Source organism: Citrobacter braakii, assembly GCF_009648935.1.
Taxonomy (GTDB): domain Bacteria; phylum Pseudomonadota; class Gammaproteobacteria; order Enterobacterales; family Enterobacteriaceae; genus Citrobacter; species Citrobacter braakii.
Genome location: NZ_CP045771.1, coordinates 1525977 through 1546069, shown reverse-complemented (window position 1 = coordinate 1546069; position 20093 = coordinate 1525977). Strand labels below are relative to the sequence as shown.

Sequence of the window (20093 nt, the reverse complement as noted above, 5' to 3'; positions counted from 1 at the left end):
GGTTACTGGTACACAGGCAACAAATTCACGCTCGACAGAATATGGATAACCGCGTTGCCGATACCGAATACCAGGATCAGCGCAATCATCGGCTTGCCGCCCCAGACACGGAATTTCGGGCTGCCGAAACGCTCACGGGATTTACGGGCCAGCAGCGCCGGAACAATGGCGGCCCAGATGGTTGCGGCAAGCCCTGCATAGCCAATGGCGTACAGGAAACCGTTCGGCCACAGCAGACCACCGACAATCGGCGGGACAAACGTCAGCAATGCCGTTTTAAAACGTCCCATTGCCGAGTCATCAAAACTAAACAGATCCGCCAAATAGTCAAACAGACCGAGCGTGACGCCGAGGAATGAACTCGCCACCGCAAAGTTGGAGAACACCACCAGCAGCAGATCCAGACTGCGGCTGTTCAGCACGCCGCTCAGCGCCTGTACCAGCACATCAATGTTACCGCCCTGCTGCGCAATACCGATAAATTCCGGACGCGGGATGTTACCCATCGTCCCCAGCAACCATACGGTATACAGCACCAGCGCCAGCAGCGTGCCGTACACCAGGCACTTAACGATGGTCTTCGGATCTTTGCCGTAGTACTTCATCAGGCTCGGGACGTTGCCGTGATAGCCGAATGAGGCCAGGCAGAACGGTAACGTCATCAGCAGGTACGGCGTATACGAAGCGTTGCTCTGCGCCACGTTAAACAGCGTCGTGGGCGTAACATGCCCCAGCAGACTGCCGAAGGTCAGGAAAAAAGTAATCACCTTCGCGCCCAGCACAATCGCCGTCATGCGGCTAACCGCTTTGGTGCTTAACCACACCACGAACGCCACCAGCAGCGCAAAACCAAGACCCGCCGCACGCGCCGGAACGTTCAGCGACATCTCCGAGAAGGTGTGATGCAGGATCGAACCGCTCGCCGAGATATACGCATAGGTAAGGATATAGAGAACGAAAGCAATCGAGATGCCGTTCACAACGTTCCAGCCTTTGCCCAGCAGATCTTTCGTGATGGTGTCAAAGCTGGAACCAATGCGGTAATTGAGGTTAGCTTCAAGGATCATCAGCCCGGAGTGCAGCATACAAAACCAGGTGAAGATCAGCGCCGCCATTGACCAGAAGAACCACGCCCCGGACATGACCACTGGCAGAGAAAACATCCCTGCGCCAATAATGGTGCCGCCGATGATCACCACGCCGCCAAGCAGCGAAGGTGACGTTTGGGTGGTGGTTAGTGTTGCCATTTAGCCATCTCTCCAGTCATTTATATTGTGACTACATTTCAATGTGCTGCACTGTACCAGTACACGAGTACAAATGAAATAAAAAAAGCCCCGATTGTTGAGATCGGGGCTGTATATTTTACTTTACGGTATTAAACCGTAATTTCGCATGGATTACGCATCACCACCGAAACGACGACGACCAGCGGAATCATCACGACGCGGAGCAGAAGAATCGTCACGACGCGGACCGCGGTTGCCTTCACGACGTTCGCCGCTGAAACGACGACCTTCGCTACGACCGCCTTCACGACGCTCACCGCTGAAACCACGACCTTCGCCACGACCGCCTTCACGACGCTCACCGCTGAAACGGCCACCGCCACGACGCTCACCACCGGTGTGCGGAACTGCATCGCCAACCAGCTGCATGTTCATCGGCTTGTTCAGGATGCGAGTACGGGTAAAGTGCTGCAGCACGTCGCCCGGCATACCTTTCGGCAGCTCGATGGTTGAGTGGGAAGCAAACAGCTTGATGTTACCGATGTAACGGCTGCTGATATCGCCTTCGTTAGCAATCGCACCAACGATATGACGGACTTCAACACCGTCATCACGGCCCACTTCAATGCGGTACAGCTGCATATCGCCAACGTCACGACGTTCACGACGCGGACGGTCTTCACCACCACGCTCATTACGGTCACCACGCGGGCCACGATCGTTGCGGTCACGCGGACCACGATCGTCACGGTCGCGGAATTCGCGTTTCGGACGCATCGGCGCATCTGGCGGCAGGATCAGCGGACGTTCGCCCTGAGCCATTTTCAGCAGTGCTGCTGCCAGCGTTTCGATATCCAGTTCTTCTTCCGGCTGCATTTTCGCCAGCAGAGCACGGTACTGATCCAGATCGCTGCTTTCCAGCTGCTGCTGTACTTTAGCGGCGAATTTTTCCAGACGGCGTTTGCCCAGCAGGTCTGCGTTCGGCAGTTCTACTTCCGGAATAGTCAGCTTCATGGTGCGTTCGATGTTACGCAGCAGACGACGCTCACGGTTCTCAACGAACAGCAGCGCGCGACCCGCACGGCCCGCACGACCGGTACGGCCGATACGGTGAACGTAAGATTCGGAATCCATCGGGATGTCGTAGTTAACAACCAGGCTGATACGCTCAACGTCCAGGCCACGGGCCGCAACGTCGGTAGCAATCAGAATATCCAGACGGCCATCTTTCAGACGCTCCAGAGTCTGCTCACGCAGGGACTGGTTCATGTCGCCGTTCAGTGCAGCGCTGCTATAACCGCTACGCTCCAGCGCTTCTGCCACTTCCAGGGTCGCATTTTTGGTACGAACGAAGATAATCGCCGCATCAAAGTCTTCTGCTTCCAGGAAACGCACCAGCGCTTCATTTTTACGCATGCCCCAGACGGTCCAGTAGCTCTGGCTGATGTCAGGACGGGTAGTTACGCTGGACTGAATGCGTACTTCCTGCGGCTCTTTCATAAAGCGGCGGGTAATACGACGAATCGCTTCCGGCATAGTCGCGGAGAACAGAGCGGTCTGATGACCTTCCGGGATCTGCGCCATGATGGTTTCAACGTCTTCGATGAAGCCCATACGCAGCATTTCATCAGCTTCGTCCAGTACCAGACCGCTCAGTTTGGAGAGGTCCAGAGTACCGCGCTTCAGGTGGTCCAGCAGACGGCCCGGCGTACCGACAACGATCTGTGGTCCCTGACGCAGGGCACGTAATTGCACGTCATAACGTTGGCCGCCGTACAGGGCAACCACGTTCACGCCGCGCATGTGTTTAGAGAAATCCGTCATGGCTTCTGCAACCTGAACCGCCAGTTCGCGGGTCGGTGCCAGCACCAGAATCTGAGGTGCCTTCAGCTCAGGATCAAGATTGTTGAGCAGCGGTAAAGAGAACGCTGCAGTTTTGCCGCTACCCGTCTGGGCCATACCCAGAACATCGCGGCCGCCCAGCAGATGCGGAATGCACTCTGCCTGGATTGGAGATGGTTTTTCGTAACCCAGATCGGTAAGGGCTTCAAGGATAGGAGCCTTCAGGCCCAGATCTGCAAAAGTGGTTTCGAATTCAGCCATGTAGTACGTGTGCCTCAAAATTAATGGCGGCCAGTCTACATAACTCATCATGAAATTGATCTGCAATTTTCATTGAAAAGTGTGAACCGGCTCAAAGTAGGTGTATTAACGAACAACAACGCCCTCACCCGTGAAGGTGATGGCAATCAAAAAAGATTACGGGCTGATGTGTACGTCAGCTATTGCTGGTCCGATTCTGCCAGGTCATCTTGGTCCTGGCCCAGGAGCGATAATTCCAACAATGCGTATCGGTGCTCAACAAAGTTATGAACGTTGTTAGCCACCGCCAGTTTGAACAATGCCGTAGCGTTGTCCAAATCCCCCAGACTTAGGTAGTACTTACCTAAATAGAAGTTGGTTTCACTGAGATGCTCAGCGAGCGAGGTGTTATCCGTTGCGTCCGCCTTTAGGCGTTCCATCAGCGTTGCTTCGCTAATGTTGCCCAGGTAGAACTCGACAATGTTCCATCCCCATTGCTCTTTATCCGATTTCTCAAAGCGTTGCTTTAACGCTTCTTTAGCCTGCTTCTCATCGAGCTTCTGCTCGGCGAGATAAAGCCACAGACTACGGAAAGGATCATTGGGATCGTCTTGATAAAACGCTAGCAGATCATCTTGCGCTAACTTGTCGCGACCGCCGTAATACAATGCGATACCGCGATTTAAGTGCGCGTAGTTGTAAGTTGGATCAAGCTCAAGTACAGAATCAAACGCTTCATAGGCAGCATCAAAATTGCCTGCCTGCGTTAAATATATACCTAAGTAATTGAATACTTCAGGCATATCTGGTCGGATTGCCAGCGCTTGTGAAAAATCATTTCGCGCCAGTGCCCTCAGACCGAGACTATCATACAACACTCCGCGCTCATATAAAAGCTGTGCGCGTTCGTCATCGGTTAAAGCCCGACTGGCAAGAATTTGTTCCATACGTGCCAGAATCACTTCCTGCTGCAAAGTCGGTTGCAATGGTACTGCGAGGACTTCACTCTTACGCCAGGCGGAATTACTGCATCCAGCCAGCGTGAGTGCTGTCGCAACGAAACACCAGCGCAAAAAAGGCTTCATTTCCCACTCCCGAAGACAACGATTGAATGAACGTCCAGGTTCCCCGGTTGCTAACAAGGCGTCCTGCCGGGTTAAAAGCCCTCCGCTTTCACGGAGGGCAATGGCAACCTTACTCGCCCTGGCTTGCCGGAGCTTCCGGTTCGCCTGCAGGCTGAGACTGCTCAGTTGCTTCTTTAATGCTCAGACGAACACGGCCCTGGCGATCAACTTCCAGAACTTTGACCGGTACTTCCTGGCCCATCTGCAGGTAATCGGTCACTTTCTCAACGCGTTTGTCAGCGATCTGAGAGATGTGTACCAGACCTTCTTTACCGCCACCAATGGCAACGAATGCGCCAAAGTCAACGATACGGGTCACTTTACCATTGTAGATACGGCCTACTTCGATCTCTGCGGTGATCTCTTCGATACGACGGATAGCATATTTCGCTTTCTCGCCGTCGGTCGCAGCAATCTTCACAGTACCATCATCTTCAATTTCAATGGTGGTGCCGGTTTCTTCGGTCAGAGCACGGATAACAGAACCGCCTTTACCGATAACGTCTTTGATCTTGTCCGGGCTGATCTTGATGGTGTGGATACGCGGAGCGAACTGAGAAATGTCACCACGCGGTGCGTTGATCGCTTGTTCCATCACACCCAGGATGTGCAGACGCGCACCTTTAGCCTGGTTCAGAGCAACCTGCATGATCTCTTTGGTGATACCTTCAATTTTGATATCCATCTGCAGTGCAGAGATACCGTCGCGGGAACCCGCCACTTTGAAGTCCATATCGCCCAGGTGGTCTTCGTCGCCCAGGATGTCAGACAGAACAACAAAGTTGTCGCCTTCTTTCACCAGACCCATCGCGATACCCGCAACGGCAGCTTTGATCGGCACGCCTGCGTCCATCAGCGCCAGAGAAGCACCACATACGGAAGCCATGGAAGAAGAACCGTTAGATTCGGTGATTTCAGAAACCACACGTACGGTGTACGGGAATTTATCCAGTTCCGGCATCACTGCCAGTACGCCACGCTTCGCCAGACGACCGTGACCAATCTCACGACGCTTCGGAGAACCGACCATACCGGTTTCACCTACGCAGTACGGAGGGAAGTTGTAGTGGAACAGGAAGTTGTCAGTACGCTCGCCCATCAGCTCGTCAAGGTTCTGCGCATCACGAGTGGTGCCCAGGGTCGCAGTAACCAGCGCCTGAGTTTCACCACGGGTGAACAGTGCGGAACCGTGGGTACGCGGCAGAACGCCAGTACGCACGTCCAGACCACGGATCATATCTTTTTCACGGCCATCGATGCGCGGCTCGCCTGCCAGTACGCGGCTGCGAACAACATTTTTCTCGATAGCGTGCAGGATTTCACCCAGTTCGTTAGCGTCCAGGGTTTCGTCTTCAGCCACCAGAGTTGCGATGGTTTCAGATTTGATCACGTCAACCTGAGCGTAACGCTCTTGTTTGTCGGTGATACGGTAAGCATCGCTCAGACGAGCTTCTGCCAGTGCGGCAACGCGTGCGTTCAGCGCTTCGTTGACGGCTTCTGGCTGCCAGTCCCAACGCGGTTTGCCAGCTTCTTTCGCCAGCTCGTTGATAGCCTGAATAACAACCTGCTGCTGTTCGTGGCCGAATACTACAGCGCCCAGCATCTGGTCTTCGCTCAGCAGTTCAGCTTCGGATTCAACCATCAGTACGGCAGCTTCAGTACCAGCAACAACCAGGTCCAGCTTGCTTTCTTTCAGTTCGTCCTGAGTCGGGTTCAGTACGTACTGGTCATTGATGTAACCAACACGTGCAGCACCGATCGGGCCGTTGAATGGGATGCCAGACAGAGTCAGCGCAGCAGATGCACCAATCATTGCCACGATATCCGGGTTAACCTGCGGGTTAACGGAAACAACGGTCGCGATAACCTGAACTTCGTTAACGAAGCCTTCCGGGAACAGCGGGCGAACCGGGCGGTCAATCAGACGCGCGATCAGAGTTTCGCCTTCACTCGGACGGCCTTCACGACGGAAGAAGCTACCCGGGATACGGCCAGCAGCGTAGGTACGCTCCTGATAGTTAACGGTCAGTGGGAAAAAGTCCTGGCCTGGTTTCGCTTTTTTCTGGCCAACAACGGTAACGAATACCGCAGTGTCATCCATGCTAACCATAACAGCGGCAGTCGCCTGACGCGCCATCATGCCGGTTTCCAGCGTAACGGTATGCTGACCGTACTGGAATTTACGAACGATCGGATTAAGCAAATTAATATCCTTTCTCTATTTTTTGACGGCACATTTTTGCGCCATCGTTAATACCCGATCTTCTGCGCATCCTCGCGACTAATGACAACCCTAACCCATAAGCATGAGTAAAGCCTCTCATTAGCCGCGCGAACCTCTGCAACGGAAGATCATTCATAGCAACAATACATTAGTTTCCAGCGAATTGCTGCCATCTGCTGGAAAAAAGGGGCCATGAAGGCCCCCTCTTTCTGAAACTCGAAAGAATTAGCGACGCAGACCCAGACGCTCGATCAGCGCGGTGTAACGTGCAACATCTTTACGTTTCAGGTAGTCGAGCAGTTTACGACGCTGAGAAACCATGCGCAGCAGACCACGACGGCTGTGGTGATCTTTTTTGTGCTCTGCAAAGTGGCCCTGCAGGTGGTTAATCTGTGCAGTCAACAGAGCAACCTGAACATCGGTAGAACCGGTGTCGTTTGCATCACGACCAAACTCAGAAACGATTTTAGCGGTAGCTTCAGTACTTAGAGACATTTTAAAACTCCAAAGTGTTAAGAATGAAAGGATGCCGATCTCTAATTCAGCTATCCCAGTGTATACACGCCTTCTTCAAACTGACCCTGCGCTGGCTGTGTCCGCTCACCTCGGTCACTTACCTGAGTAAGCTCCTGAGGATCCTCAGACCTGCCGCCTTGATGCAGCTCGAATGATTTTGTGTACACGCCACGCAGATTGTTAAACAATTTACGCGACGTTAAGCGGCAGTATTCTACTCGCAGCGCCCTTTTATCGCAAGACAGAGAGCGCTATGCAGGATACTCAACCACCAGGCGACGAGGGGCGACACGACCTTCATCGTCCATCTCCCCCATGCCGATAAACTTGCCATCATCGCCTTCCGTCACGCGCACCAGCCCTTCCAGCGGCGCACCTGACGTCCGTACCGGGTTACCATTTTTAAAGTAAACCGACGATGTTAAAGGCAAATTAACAACAGGGTAGTCCGATGCAGGACTGTCCATTGGCATCAGCAAAGGATCAAGCAGCTGCGCCGCCGGAATGTTCTGCTGTTCGGCCTGTTCAACCAGCTCATGCAGATGTTCCAGCGTAACCATACGATCCACCGGATACTTGCTGACCGTCAGACGACGCAGATACGTTACGTGCGCGCCGCAGCCCAGCTTCTCACCGAGATCGTCAACGATGGTGCGAATATAAGTGCCTTTGGAGCAGTGAACTTCCAGCTCCAGCTCGTTACCTTCGTGGCGAATAAACAGCAGCTCATAGACGGTAATCGGGCGCGCTTCACGCGGCACTTCAATGCCCTGACGCGCATATTCGTACAGCTTTTTACCCTGGTACTTCAGCGCCGAATACATTGACGGAATCTGCTCGATATCGCCGCGGAAAGTCTCCAGCGCGCTCGCAAGCTGCTCTGCGCTGAAGGTTACCGGACGCTCCTGCACGATTTGCCCATCGGCATCGGAGGTGTCGGTACGCTGGCCCAGACGGGCAACCACACGATAGCGTTTGTCAGAATCCAGCAAATACTGGGAAAACTTAGTCGCTTCACCGAGGCAGATAGGCAGCATGCCTGTTGCCAGCGGATCCAGCGCGCCGGTATGTCCCGCGCGGTTGGCATTGTAGATGCGCTTTACTTTTTGCAGTACGTCATTGCTGGACATGCCCTGCGGCTTATCCAGCAGCAGAACACCGTGAATGTCGCGACCACGACGACGAGGACGACTCATCAGTCCTCCTTGCTGTCGTCCGCTGGGTTCACACGACGCTCATCGTCATGTTTCACCACGCTGGTCACCAGGTTGGACATGCGCATCCCTTCAACTAACGAATTGTCGTAGAAGAAGGTCAGCTCAGGCACGATACGCAAACGCATTGCTTTACCCAGCAGAGAGCGGATAAAACCAGAGGCTTCCTGCAGTGCCTTAATGCCGTTTTTCACGGCAGCTTCGTCCTGATCGTTAAGGAAAGTCACGAACACTTTAGCGTATGCCAGGTCTCGGGACATCTCAACACCCGATACGGTGGTCATCATACCAACACGCGGGTCTTTGATTTCGCGTTGCAGGATGAGTGCGATTTCTTTCTGCATCTCCTGCGCGACACGCTGTGGGCGACCAAATTCTTTCGCCATAATAAATTCTCCAGAATAAAGACAAAAAAGGGGCCATAAGCCCCTTTTTAAATTTCTTGCCGGGTGGCGCTTCGCTTCCCCAGCCTACACTTAATCATCTTCTAAGGATTTTGGGTTGCAGCAAGGCGGCAAACTCGTAAATCCCCGGAAGCATAGATAACTATGTGACCGGGGTGATCGAGCGCAGCCAACGCAGTTGCGGCCCAAAAGACGACGAAGATTATGCGATGGTACGTTTGATCTCGATAATCTCGAACACTTCGATCATATCGCCAACGCGAACGTCGTTGTAGTTCTTAACGCCGATACCACATTCCATGCCATTACGGACTTCGTTGACGTCATCCTTGAAGCGGCGCAGGGATTCCAGCTCGCCTTCATAGATAACCACGTTGTCGCGCAGTACGCGGATTGGGTTGTGACGTTTAATCGTGCCTTCGGTAACCATACAGCCTGCGATAGCGCCGAATTTCGGTGATTTGAACACATCACGAACTTCAGCCAGACCAATGATCTGCTGTTTCAGTTCCGGAGACAGCATGCCGCTCATCGCTGCTTTCACTTCGTCGATCAGATGATAGATGACGGAGTAGTAACGCAGATCCAGGCTTTCTGATTCAATAACTTTACGTGCAGAGGCATCAGCACGGACGTTGAAGCCAACCAGTATCGCGTTGGATGCCGCAGCCAGGGTCGCGTCGGTTTCGGTGATACCACCTACGCCAGAACCGATAATCTTCACTTTTACTTCGTCGGTAGACAGTTTCAGTAAAGAGTCGGAAATCGCTTCTACAGAACCCTGAACATCGGCCTTCAGAACGATGTTCACTTCGTGAACTTCGCCTTCGGTCATGTTGGCGAACATGTTCTCCAGTTTAGATTTCTGCTGACGAGCCAGTTTAACTTCACGGAATTTGCCCTGACGGTACAGTGCAACTTCACGGGCTTTCTTCTCGTCACGAACAACGGTAACTTCGTCACCCGCAGCCGGAACACCGGACAGACCCAGGATTTCCACCGGAATGGACGGACCCGCTTCCAGTACTTCCTGACCCAGTTCGTTACGCATCGCGCGAACGCGGCCGTATTCGAAACCACACAGTACGATGTCGCCTTTGTTCAGCGTACCTTCACGTACCAGCACGGTAGCAACCGGACCACGACCTTTATCCAGGAAGGATTCGATAACCGCACCGCTCGCCATACCTTTACGCACAGCTTTCAGTTCCAGTACTTCGGCCTGCAGCAGGATAGCATCCAGCAGTTCGTCGATACCGGTACCCGCTTTCGCAGAAACGTGGACGAACTGGCTCTCGCCGCCCCAATCTTCCGGCATGATGCCGTACTGGGACAGTTCGTTTTTAACGCGATCTGGATCCGCTTCTGGTTTATCGATTTTGTTGACTGCAACCACTACCGGCACACCTGCCGCTTTCGCGTGCTGGATAGCTTCAATAGTCTGCGGCATCACGCCGTCATCTGCTGCAACAACCAGAACAACGATATCCGTTGCCTGAGCACCACGAGCACGCATGGAGGTAAACGCGGCGTGACCCGGGGTATCCAGGAAAGTGATCATACCGTTGTCAGTTTCAACATGGTACGCACCGATGTGCTGAGTAATGCCACCCGCTTCGCCAGAGGCAACTTTCGTGGAGCGAATGTAGTCCAGCAGAGACGTTTTACCGTGGTCAACGTGACCCATGATGGTCACTACCGGTGCGCGCGGTTCTGCCGCAGCGCCGGTGTCACGGTCGCTCATTACTGCTTCTTCCAGCTCGTTTTCACGACGCAGGATAACTTTGTGGCCCATCTCTTCGGCAACCAGCTGTGCGGTTTCCTGGTCGATGACCTGGTTAATGGTCGCCATTGCGCCCAGCTTCATCATCGCTTTGATGACCTGGGAACCTTTGACTGCCATCTTGTTCGCCAGATCGCCAACGGTGATGGTTTCGCCGATCACAACGTCACGGTTAACGGCCTGAGCCGGCTTCTGGAAGCCCTGCTGCAGAGCGGAACCTTTACGCTGCTTACCGCCTTTACCGCCGCGAACCGCTGCACGCGCTTCTTCACGGTCAGCTTTAGATTCAGCGTGTTTGTTACCTTTCTTCGCCGGACGCGCTGCTTTCGTGCTGCGAGTACGACCACGGCCGCCTTCTACTTCACGATCGTTCTCGTCTTCTGCCTGGCGAGCATGCTGAGAGGTAGTGACGTGATAATCGCTGGTATCTTCAACAGGTTCAGCGTTATTCACACCATTCTTCTCGTTTTCTTCCGCCATACGGCGAGCTTCTTCCGCTACGCGGCGCGCTTCTTCTTCAAGCTTGCGACGTGCTTCTTCTTCCGCTTTACGCTTCAGTTCTGCGGCTTCATTTTCACGGCGGGCTTTTTCGGCCTGGGCGGTTTTAGTCATATCGTCGGTCTGTTGATTGCTCACTTTGTCTTTTTCCGCAGCTTCACGTTTCGCTTTATCAGCGGCTTCACGCTTAGCTTGTTCTGCGGCCTCACGTTCGGCTTTTTGTTGCGCCTCGCGTTTGGCAGCTTCTTCTGCCTCACGACGGGCTTGCTCTTCCGCTTCACGCTGCGCCTGCTCTTCCGCGGCAAGGCGTTCAGCCTCTTGCGGATCGCGTTTCACAAAGGTGCGTGTCTTGCGGACTTCGATTTGTACCGATTTGCTTTTTCCACCGGTACCTGGAATATTGAGAGTACTGCGCGTTTTACGCTGCAATGTCAACTTATCGGGCGCTGAGCCGTTTTCACGGTTCAGATGCGCCAGTAAGGTTTGTTTCTCTTGTGCGGACACAGAGTCGTCAGCAGACTTCGGGATACCTGCATCAGCAAATTGCTGTACCAGGCGATCCACGGAGGTCTGTATCTCTGCAGCCAGCGTTTTTACGGTTACATCTGTCATACTGTTCCTTCCTGCTACAGTTTATTACGCTTCGTCGCCGAACCAGCAAATATTACGGGCAGCCATAATCAGCTCACCGGCTTTTTCGTCGGTCAACCCTTCGATATCAGCCAGATCATCAATGCCCTGTTCAGCGAGATCTTCCAGCGTACAAACACCACGGGCAGCCAGTTTGAAGGCCATCTCACGATCCAATCCTTCCAGATTCAGCAGATCGTCAGCCGGTTTGTTATCACCGAGACTTTCTTCCTGGGCCAGTGCCAGAGTGGTCAGTGCGTTTTTAGCACGCTCGCGCAGCGCTTCAACGGTCTGTTCATCCAGGCCGTCAATTTCCAACAGCTCTTTCATTGGCACGTAGGCCAGTTCTTCCAGCGTCGCAAAACCTTCTTCCACCAGAACTGTCGCGAAATCTTCATCGATATCGAGATATTTGGTGAAGGTATCAATGGCTGCATGTGCTTCAGCCTGATGCTTCGCCTGCAGGTCATCAACGGTCATCACGTTGAGTTCCCAACCGCTCAGTTGTGAAGCCAGGCGGACGTTCTGACCATTACGTCCAATCGCCTGAGCCAGGTTACCGGCTTCAACCGCGATATCCATGGTGTGTTTGTCTTCATCCACCACGATAGAAGCGACGTCTGCTGGCGCCATTGCGTTAATCACGAACTGCGCCGGGTTATCATCCCACAGGACGATATCGATACGCTCGCCGCCCAGTTCGGTAGAAACCGCCTGAACGCGCGCACCGCGCATACCCACACAGGCGCCGACCGGATCAATACGCTTGTCGTTGGTCTTAACGGCGATTTTCGCACGTGAACCCGGATCGCGAGCAGCCGCTTTAATTTCGATCACTTCTTCGCCAATTTCCGGCACTTCAATGCGGAACAGCTCTATCAGCATTTCCGGTTTGGAACGGGTTACGAACAGCTGGGCACCGCGCGCTTCCGGGCGTACAGAGTAAAGAACGCCGCGGATACGGTCACCTGGGCGGAAGTTTTCACGCGGCAGCATGTCTTCACGCAGGATCACGGCTTCAGCATTGCTGCCCAGATCCAGAGAAATGTTGTCGCGGTTAACTTTCTTCACCACACCGGTGACGATTTCGCCTTCGTGTTCGCGGAACTGATCGACAACCATTGCGCGTTCGGCTTCACGTACTTTCTGTACGATAACCTGTTTCGCGGTCTGGGTGGTGATACGGTCAAAGGTGACAGATTCAATCTGATCTTCAACATATTCGCCCACGTTCAGGCTTTCGTCTTCGAAGCGTGCCGCTTCCAGCGTAATTTCTTTGGTCGGCTGAGTAACTTCTTCTACGATTACCCAACGACGGAAGGTATCGAAATCACCGCTTTTACGATCGATTTCTACGCGAACGTCGATCTCTTGCTCATATTTTTTCTTTGTTGCTGTAGCCAGCGCACTTTCCAGCGCTTCAAAAATTTTCTCGCGTGGCAGCGCTTTTTCGTTGGATACGGCTTCAACAACAGCCAAAATTTCTTTGTTCATCGCGGGCTTTTCACCTCAATCCAGACTGTTAAAAGTGGGGAACCAGGTTCGCCTTCTGGATATTACTCAGCGCGAACACTTCATCTTTACCTTCGACTGTGACCGTGATCATCTCACCATCCACCGCTTTGATAACGCCCTGCCATTTACGACGGTTTTGTACCGCCATACGAAGAACCAGCGTCACTTCTTCACCCAGGAAACGCACGTAGTGTTCAGCTGTGAACAGAGGACGGTCGAGACCCGGAGAGGAGACTTCCAGGTTGTAGGCAACGGTGATTGGGTCTTCGACATCCATCACGGCGCTTACCTGATGGCTCACATCAGCACAATCATCAACATTGATGCCATCTTCACTATCAATATAGATGCGCAGTGTGGATGTGCGACCACGAATAAATTCGATGCCGACCAACTCGTAGCCCAGGGCTTCAACTGGCGCTGTAATCATCTCTGTTAATTTTTGCTCTAATGTGGACAAGCCCACCCCCAAGACATAAAAAAAGGGCCTAAAGCCCAGTTATTCTGTAGTCAGATAACAAAAAACCCCGATAAATCGGGGCTTTATATAACTGAACCCTATAACCGCACCTGCGGTTCGGAAAACCTTCCGAAAGAATTTTTTTCAAATCCAGCTACGAAGGCCTAAGTCTTCACAGTATATTTGAAAAAGAACTCTAAGGGAAAGTGGTTGCGGGGGCCGGATTTGAACCGACGACCTTCGGGTTATGAGCCCGACGAGCTACCAGGCTGCTCCACCCCGCGCCTGAAACGTGGCAAATTTTACTCGTTTTGGGTAAAAAATGCAAATACTGCTGGGATTTGGTACCGAGGACGGGACGTAAAATCTGCGCACAGTATATTGATTCACTATGCGGTATGTCAACCTTGTTACGACTATGCAAATCAATGAATGCTGCCCAGCGAATATTCGACCAGATAAATGTATCACCCGCGCCGTTATTTAACGAAATTATCACTAAACTCTTCCTGTCATCCAGAAAAGATGATTAAATGAAAACTCACTTATTTTGCATAAAAATGCAATTAGTATAATAAGCCGACCTCTTCACCAGTCTATCAAGCAGGGTTTTATTTTATGACGACGATTCTCAAGCATCTCCCGGTAGGTCAACGTATTGGTATCGCTTTTTCCGGCGGCCTGGACACCAGTGCAGCACTGCTGTGGATGCGACAAAAAGGGGCTGTCCCATATGCATATACTGCGAATTTGGGCCAGCCGGATGAGGATGACTATGACGCCATTCCTCGCCGTGCAATGGAATATGGTGCTGAGAATGCTCGCCTGGTAGATTGCCGTAAGCAACTGGTTGCCGAAGGGATCGCAGCGATTCAGTGCGGTGCATTCCACAACACCACCGGCGGACTGACCTATTTCAATACCACTCCGCTGGGCCGTGCTGTCACCGGCACCATGCTGGTTGCGGCCATGAAAGAAGATGGCGTAAATATCTGGGGTGACGGTAGCACCTATAAAGGTAACGATATTGAACGTTTCTATCGTTACGGTTTGCTGACCAACGCCGAACTGCAGATTTACAAACCATGGCTCGATACCGATTTTATCGATGAACTCGGCGGTCGCCATGAGATGTCCGAATTTATGATTGCCTGTGGTTTCGACTACAAGATGTCCGTTGAGAAAGCGTACTCCACGGACTCCAATATGCTCGGGGCGACCCACGAAGCAAAAGACCTCGAGTTTCTGAACTCCAGCGTCAAAATCGTCAACCCGATTATGGGCGTGAAATTCTGGGATGAGAGCGTGAAGATCCCGGCAGAAGAAGTCACCGTGCGTTTTGAGCAGGGTCATCCGATAGCGCTGAACGGTAAAACCTTCAGCGACGACGTTGAGATGATGCTGGAAGCCAACCGCATCGGCGGTCGTCACGGTCTGGGTATGAGCGATCAGATTGAAAACCGGATCATTGAAGCGAAAAGCCGGGGCATCTACGAAGCTCCGGGGATGGCATTGCTGCACATCGCCTACGAGCGTCTGCTGACCGGGATTCACAACGAAGACACCATCGAGCAGTATCACGCGCACGGTCGCCAGCTTGGTCGTCTGTTGTATCAGGGCCGCTGGTTTGACTCTCAGGCGCTGATGCTGCGTGACGGTCTGCAGCGTTGGGTTGCCAGCCAGATTACGGGTGAAGTGACGCTGGAACTGCGTCGCGGTAATGACTACTCAATCCTCAACACCGTGTCGGACAATCTGACTTACAAACCAGAACGTCTGACGATGGAAAAAGGCGACTCGGTATTCTCTCCGGATGATCGTATCGGTCAGTTGACCATGCGTAATCTGGATATCACTGATACCCGCGAGAAGCTGTTCGGTTATGCACAGTCTGGCCTGCTGACCGCCTCTTCCACAACCGGCCTGCCGCAGGTTGAGAATCTGGAAAACAAGGCGAAGTAAATATTCATCATCTTCAGGCCGCGAAAGCGGCCTTTTTTATGCGCAGAAAATAGGGATGTTCTGTTACCCTGAGGCCTGATAAGCCTGGCACCATCAGGTATTGTAATAGTCGGATGGCGTCCTAAATGTCTTATCCGACCTACAGAACCACCACAAATGACAGACGAAAAAAAAGACGCTTTGCAGCGTCTTTTTTTTGGAATTTGGTACCGAGGATGGGACTCGAACCCACAAGCCCGTTAGGGCACTACCACCTCAAGGTAGCGTGTCTACCAATTCCACCACCTCGGTACAGAATACTTAGCGTGGGATATCGCTGGTCGGCTGAGCCGGAGCAGCTGGCTGAGTTTGCTCGGTTTTCGCCGGTGCACTCAGATTTTCCCACTCACTTCCTTTATTGGTCTTATTGCTGTTCATGTTACCCAGCACCAGACTGATGATGAAGAACAAGGTTCCCAATACAGCTGTCATGCGGGTCATGAAGTTACCAGAACCACTTGAACCAAACAGAGTACCAGAAGCGCCTGCGCCAAAAGAGGCTCCCATATCAGCGCCTTTGCCTTGCTGCAGCATGATCAAGCCTACCAGGCCAATTGCCACAATAAGGAAAACTACTAAAAGAGCTTCGTGCATAATCAACCTGTTCCTTGCGGAGTTGCCGCGTACAATGCTTCGACCATTAAAGCGGGAATGTTTACTGTTTCCCACTGAAGCGGGTGTGAATACTAACCAAAGCGAATAACCTTCGCAAGGGCAATTTGTTGGCATTGTATCAACTGCGGAAAAAATCGCCACATCAATCAAAAACGCAGCAACTTCTCCCAGCATCTCTGCATGACGGCGCGTTGATCGTCAAGATTCGCCCATACCACAACGGGGATTTCACAAATCAGGTCAGCGTTTTCTGGCCAGCAGTGAATAATTTGCTGGTTCACCAACTCTTCCGCCACCATCGATTCGGGTAACCATGCCATTCCCATATGCCGCAGCACCATTCTCGTATCGTTTCGCTTAAACCACTCTCAAACACTTTTTTCAGACGTGGGCGGACACGTTGTTCAGCTGGCTCAATAATGCGTCTGACAAAGGTGTAGTCGCTATAGCATAGCCATGGGATCGGCACATGCGGATCGTTAAGCGCATTAGCCAACTGCGCAGAAATAACCGGTATAAATCGCTCATACCGCCATAGTGAACGTTTTAACCCTCCGGCAATCTCCAGCCCCGGCTGCGAAGACGGTAAATCGTAGGTCACCAGCAGATCGATTTGCCGATCTATCAAGGCGTTAAAATGGTTGTCTATCCCCTGAATACTGGCATTAACCGTAAAATTTAACTGCGGTTCGCTCTGTCGCAGATAGTTGATCATATCCGGCAGGATATTCACCGACAGCGTATGCAGGCTAACCATCACCAGCGTATTGTCCGTTGCTGGCGTCATCGCCGATAGCTCGTGGCGCGCCTCTGTTAGTGTACTGAGGACGTGCCGGGCATAGGGTTCAAAGCGTTCACCATAGCGTGTCAGCGTAACGGGGGTCGTGGTCCGGTCAAACAACGGCACCCCTAACACCTCTTCCAGCGCCTTTATACGCCGACTGAGTGCGGGTTGAGTAATATGCCGCTGCGCCGCGGCCTGAGAGTAGTTTCCATGCTGACTCAATGCCAGAAAATCTTCCAGCCACTTACAATCCACGTTGAACTCTCCACCATGCCATAACCGCATCCTCCAATACCAAATCGGTAATAGTCATAGTTATAGTAATGGCTTTATGGTGGGCATCATAACAACAATATTCCTTTTCACCTGCCGACTCTCACCCACGACGTTTGACAGGACCGATATGTTTACTTTATTGACCAATGCCCGTGTTTTTTCTCCCGAGGATTTAGGCCTCTGCTCCCTGCTCATTCATGCCGACCGAATTGTGGCGGTAGAAAAAGATATTTCCCTGTTTGATGGCGTCGACGAGGTCATCGATTGTCATGGCAAATGGGTTATCCCAGGCATAATCGATCAGCATGTCCATCTTACCGGTGGCGGTGGCGAGGCTGGATTTGCCAGCCGAACGCCAGCCGTCAAGCTACGCGATCTGATTCAGGCAGGTATTACCACGGTTGTCGGCGTGTTAGGTACCGATGCCATTTCTCGTTCGCCCAAAGACCTCTACGCCAAAATGCAGTCTCTCAACCTTGAGGGATTACGCGCATTTATGCATACGGGAGCCTACGCGGTACCCAGCCCAACCATTACGCGATCCATCCGCGATGACATGACCTTCATTCCGGCGATTCTTGGCGTCAAAATCGCCCTCGCCGATCACCGTGGTTCTTACCCCTCTTTCCAGGAATTGCTGAGAATAGTAAGCGATATCCGTGTGGCTTCCCTGCTGGCAGGCAAAAAAGGGTTACTGCATGTACATCTGGGGAATCTGCCTGAAGGGATGTCACAGCTTATTGAGCTGTGTGATGCAGGCATTCCGATTCACCACATTTCACCGACCCATGTTGCGAGAACAGCGCCCTTGTTCGAACAGGCGATTGCGTTCGCTCATCGTGGCGGCCATATCGACGTTACGTCTGGCGGTAGTCGCTTTATGCCTCAGGAGCAGGCAATCCTCCACGCTCTGGAAGCCCAGGTTCCAGCCGATCGCATCACGATCAGCTCTGATGGTAATGGCAGCGTTCCGCGCTTTAACGCCCAGGGTATTGTGGAAGGCTTAAGCGCGGCACCGGTCGCTGGTAACCTTAATCTTCTTCCTCGTCTGATTGATGTGGGGATCCCGGTGCCACAAGCGATCGCGATGTTGACGGCAAACGTTGCGCGCTCGTTGGGTATTTCCGGCGGCGTGCTCTGCGCCGGGGAACGTGCCGATATCTGTGTACTCAATGATGACCTCTCGCTGGCCCATCTGTTCGCTGCGGGTAAGCCGTTGCTGCGGGATGGCGAGTGCCTGGTTACTGGCAACTTCGAGTAAGGGGGCAAGAATGTCATTATTATTGGCGCTAATTGCCATCATTTTTGCCGGACGTCTGATCCTCAAAAAGTATCATCCCCAGTCAGTGTTGCTGTTGACCGGGATTGTGCTGCTGCTTATCGCGCATTTTAGCGGGATGACCACGCTCAGTGACCTGGTGAAAAAAAGCACCGGATTCGGCCCCTTTGATGCCTTTGAGTTTATTCGCGATACCCTGAGCGTGCGCCTCGGCGGCCTTGGGCTGCAAATTATGCTGATTGGTGGTTTCGCTACATATATGTCGGCCATTGGCGCAAGCCAGGTGCTGGTTCGGGTGACGTCTCGCCCTTTGCAACGCCTGAACTCACCGTATCTGCTGTTGGGGCTGGCGCTGTTGCTGGGTCAATTCCTGTCGCTGTTTATCAGCAGCGCCACCGGGCTGGGTCTGCTGTTGATGGCGACGCTCTACCCGCTGCTGACCCGTCTTGGCTGTAGCCGCGCTGCCGTTGCCGCCGTTATCGCCAGTACCTGTGCGGTTGAATTTGGTCCAGGTTCCGGCAACTCGGTTCTCGCCGCCAAAACCGCAGGCATCGAGGTGGTGAACTATTTCGTGCAGGATCAGTTGCCGATCGTCGTCCCCGTTATTCTGTTCATCGCCCTGTTACATATTGTTGTGCAACGCTTTTTCGACCATCGGGAAAGCAGTGACGGTGTGGCTCAGCAGATGCAGACATTAACGTCGACCGATGAAACTGAAGCACCGATCGCCTGGCTTTTTCTGCCCATGCTACCTCTGGTGTTGATGCTGGTGTGCAGTGATTTAGTATTCAGTTCGCTCAAAATTACGCTGGATACCGCCGTACTGATAAGCCTCGCCATTACCCTGGTTTGTGAGTATTGCCGTCATCGTAAGGCGCGCGAGGTGATGGCAGGCGTACAAAAAGTCTTCGACAGCATGGGCAGCGTTTTTGCTACCGTCGTCACGCTGATTATCGCCGGTGAAGTCTTTTCAGCCGGACTGAAAGCCATTGGCGCCGTCGATGCGCTGCTGTCGCTTTCCGGTGAATTTGGCCTCAGCGCCGCCTCTATTATCCTGCTGATGACCCTTATCACCTTTGCAATTTCAGCGCTAATGGGCTCCGGAAATGCGGCGTTTTTCTCCTTCGCCCCGATGGTACCGGACATCAGCCGTCATATCGGTAGCGACATCGCAGTCATGATGTTGCCTATCCAGATATCGGCGGGGATTGGTCGTACGTTATCCCCCATTGCCGGCGTCATCATTGCTATCGCGGGAATTGCAGGCGTCTCGCCTGTGGACATTGTTAAGCGCACCGCGATTCCGATGCTGGGCGGTTGGTTACTGATGATTGCGCTGACCTTTGCCCGGTCAGGGCATTTGCTGGCGGTTCTGCCGTGGCTGGCAGTCCTTGTAATATTAATGATCGGTGGTTACTTCTGGCAGCGCCGACATAAACAGTCGCTTCCCGTACAGTAA

15 protein-coding genes, 2 tRNA genes and 1 pseudogene are annotated in these 20093 nt (G+C 52.8%); 3 read left to right on the top strand and 15 right to left on the bottom strand.

Features of this window, described 5'->3' with window-relative positions; genetic code table 11:
- Nucleotides 1-2 precede the first annotated feature (2 nt).
- The 12 genes from mtr to GFC06_RS07185 form a co-directional block, all read right to left on the bottom strand.
- Entirely contained in the window at nt 3-1247 is a 1245-nt protein-coding gene (gene mtr / locus GFC06_RS07240; protein WP_153689980.1) for a tryptophan permease, read from the bottom strand.
- A 153-nt stretch (nt 1248-1400) separates the two neighbouring features.
- Entirely contained in the window at nt 1401-3332 is a 1932-nt protein-coding gene (locus GFC06_RS07235) for a DEAD/DEAH family ATP-dependent RNA helicase (protein ID WP_047413955.1), read from the bottom strand.
- On the bottom strand, nt 3325-3405 hold the full coding sequence (yrbN, locus tag GFC06_RS07230) for a protein YrbN (protein WP_010723222.1): 81 nt from the start codon (nt 3403-3405) through the stop codon (nt 3325-3327). Before yrbN ends, GFC06_RS07235 begins: the two co-directional genes overlap by 8 nt.
- A 106-nt stretch (nt 3406-3511) precedes the next feature.
- Nucleotides 3512-4396: a lipoprotein NlpI gene (gene nlpI, locus GFC06_RS07225; RefSeq protein WP_003024982.1), complete on the bottom strand. Its 885-nt coding sequence runs from the start codon at nt 4394-4396 to the stop codon at nt 3512-3514.
- Nucleotides 4397-4505: 109 nt separating this feature from the next.
- A complete protein-coding gene (gene pnp / locus GFC06_RS07220; protein WP_008785911.1) occupies nt 4506-6638 on the bottom strand; it encodes a polyribonucleotide nucleotidyltransferase in 2133 nt (710 codons plus the stop codon).
- 246 nt (nt 6639-6884) lie between these two features.
- On the bottom strand, nt 6885-7154 hold the full coding sequence (gene rpsO, locus GFC06_RS07215) for a 30S ribosomal protein S15 (RefSeq protein WP_000059465.1): 270 nt from the start codon (nt 7152-7154) through the stop codon (nt 6885-6887).
- A gap of 272 nt (nt 7155-7426) precedes the next feature.
- Entirely contained in the window at nt 7427-8371 is a 945-nt protein-coding gene (truB, locus tag GFC06_RS07210) for a tRNA pseudouridine(55) synthase TruB (protein WP_047358518.1), read from the bottom strand.
- Nucleotides 8371-8775, bottom strand: a complete 405-nt coding sequence (gene rbfA, locus GFC06_RS07205) for a 30S ribosome-binding factor RbfA (RefSeq protein WP_003024988.1) — start codon at nt 8773-8775, stop codon at nt 8371-8373. The genes truB and rbfA overlap by 1 nt, the downstream gene beginning before the upstream one ends.
- Before the next feature lie 220 nt (nt 8776-8995).
- Entirely contained in the window at nt 8996-11686 is a 2691-nt protein-coding gene (gene infB, locus GFC06_RS07200) for a translation initiation factor IF-2 (RefSeq protein WP_016154667.1), read from the bottom strand.
- Nucleotides 11687-11710: 24 nt separating this feature from the next.
- Nucleotides 11711-13198, bottom strand: a complete 1488-nt coding sequence (nusA, locus tag GFC06_RS07195; RefSeq protein ID WP_003024992.1) for a transcription termination factor NusA — start codon at nt 13196-13198, stop codon at nt 11711-11713.
- Nucleotides 13199-13226: 28 nt separating this feature from the next.
- Entirely contained in the window at nt 13227-13679 is a 453-nt protein-coding gene (rimP, locus tag GFC06_RS07190) for a ribosome maturation factor RimP (RefSeq protein WP_003024996.1), read from the bottom strand.
- A gap of 207 nt (nt 13680-13886) precedes the next feature.
- Nucleotides 13887-13963, bottom strand: a tRNA-Met gene (locus tag GFC06_RS07185).
- Between the two features lie 334 nt (nt 13964-14297).
- Here GFC06_RS07185 and argG point away from each other — a divergent pair.
- Nucleotides 14298-15641, top strand: a complete 1344-nt coding sequence (argG, locus tag GFC06_RS07180) for an argininosuccinate synthase (RefSeq protein WP_153689979.1) — start codon at nt 14298-14300, stop codon at nt 15639-15641.
- Between the two features lie 204 nt (nt 15642-15845).
- On the opposite strand, the gene GFC06_RS07175 is transcribed toward argG, so the two are convergent.
- The 3 genes and pseudogenes from GFC06_RS07175 to GFC06_RS07165 all read right to left on the bottom strand — a co-directional run bounded on the left by GFC06_RS07175 (nt 15846) and on the right by GFC06_RS07165 (nt 17334).
- Nucleotides 15846-15932, bottom strand: a tRNA-Leu gene (locus tag GFC06_RS07175).
- A 9-nt stretch (nt 15933-15941) separates the two neighbouring features.
- Entirely contained in the window at nt 15942-16274 is a 333-nt protein-coding gene (gene secG / locus GFC06_RS07170) for a preprotein translocase subunit SecG (RefSeq protein WP_003025000.1), read from the bottom strand.
- A 167-nt stretch (nt 16275-16441) separates the two neighbouring features.
- Nucleotides 16442-17334, bottom strand: a pseudogene (locus GFC06_RS07165) (LysR family transcriptional regulator).
- A gap of 148 nt (nt 17335-17482) precedes the next feature.
- Between GFC06_RS07165 and iadA the strand changes: the two are divergent.
- Both iadA and dcuC read left to right on the top strand, forming a co-directional pair.
- Nucleotides 17483-18616 (top strand): beta-aspartyl-peptidase, encoded by a 1134-nt coding sequence (gene iadA / locus GFC06_RS07160; RefSeq protein WP_016154669.1) that lies wholly within the window; start codon nt 17483-17485, stop codon nt 18614-18616.
- Between the two features lie 10 nt (nt 18617-18626).
- Nucleotides 18627-20093: a C4-dicarboxylate transporter DcuC gene (dcuC, locus tag GFC06_RS07155; RefSeq protein ID WP_016157568.1), complete on the top strand. Its 1467-nt coding sequence runs from the start codon at nt 18627-18629 to the stop codon at nt 20091-20093.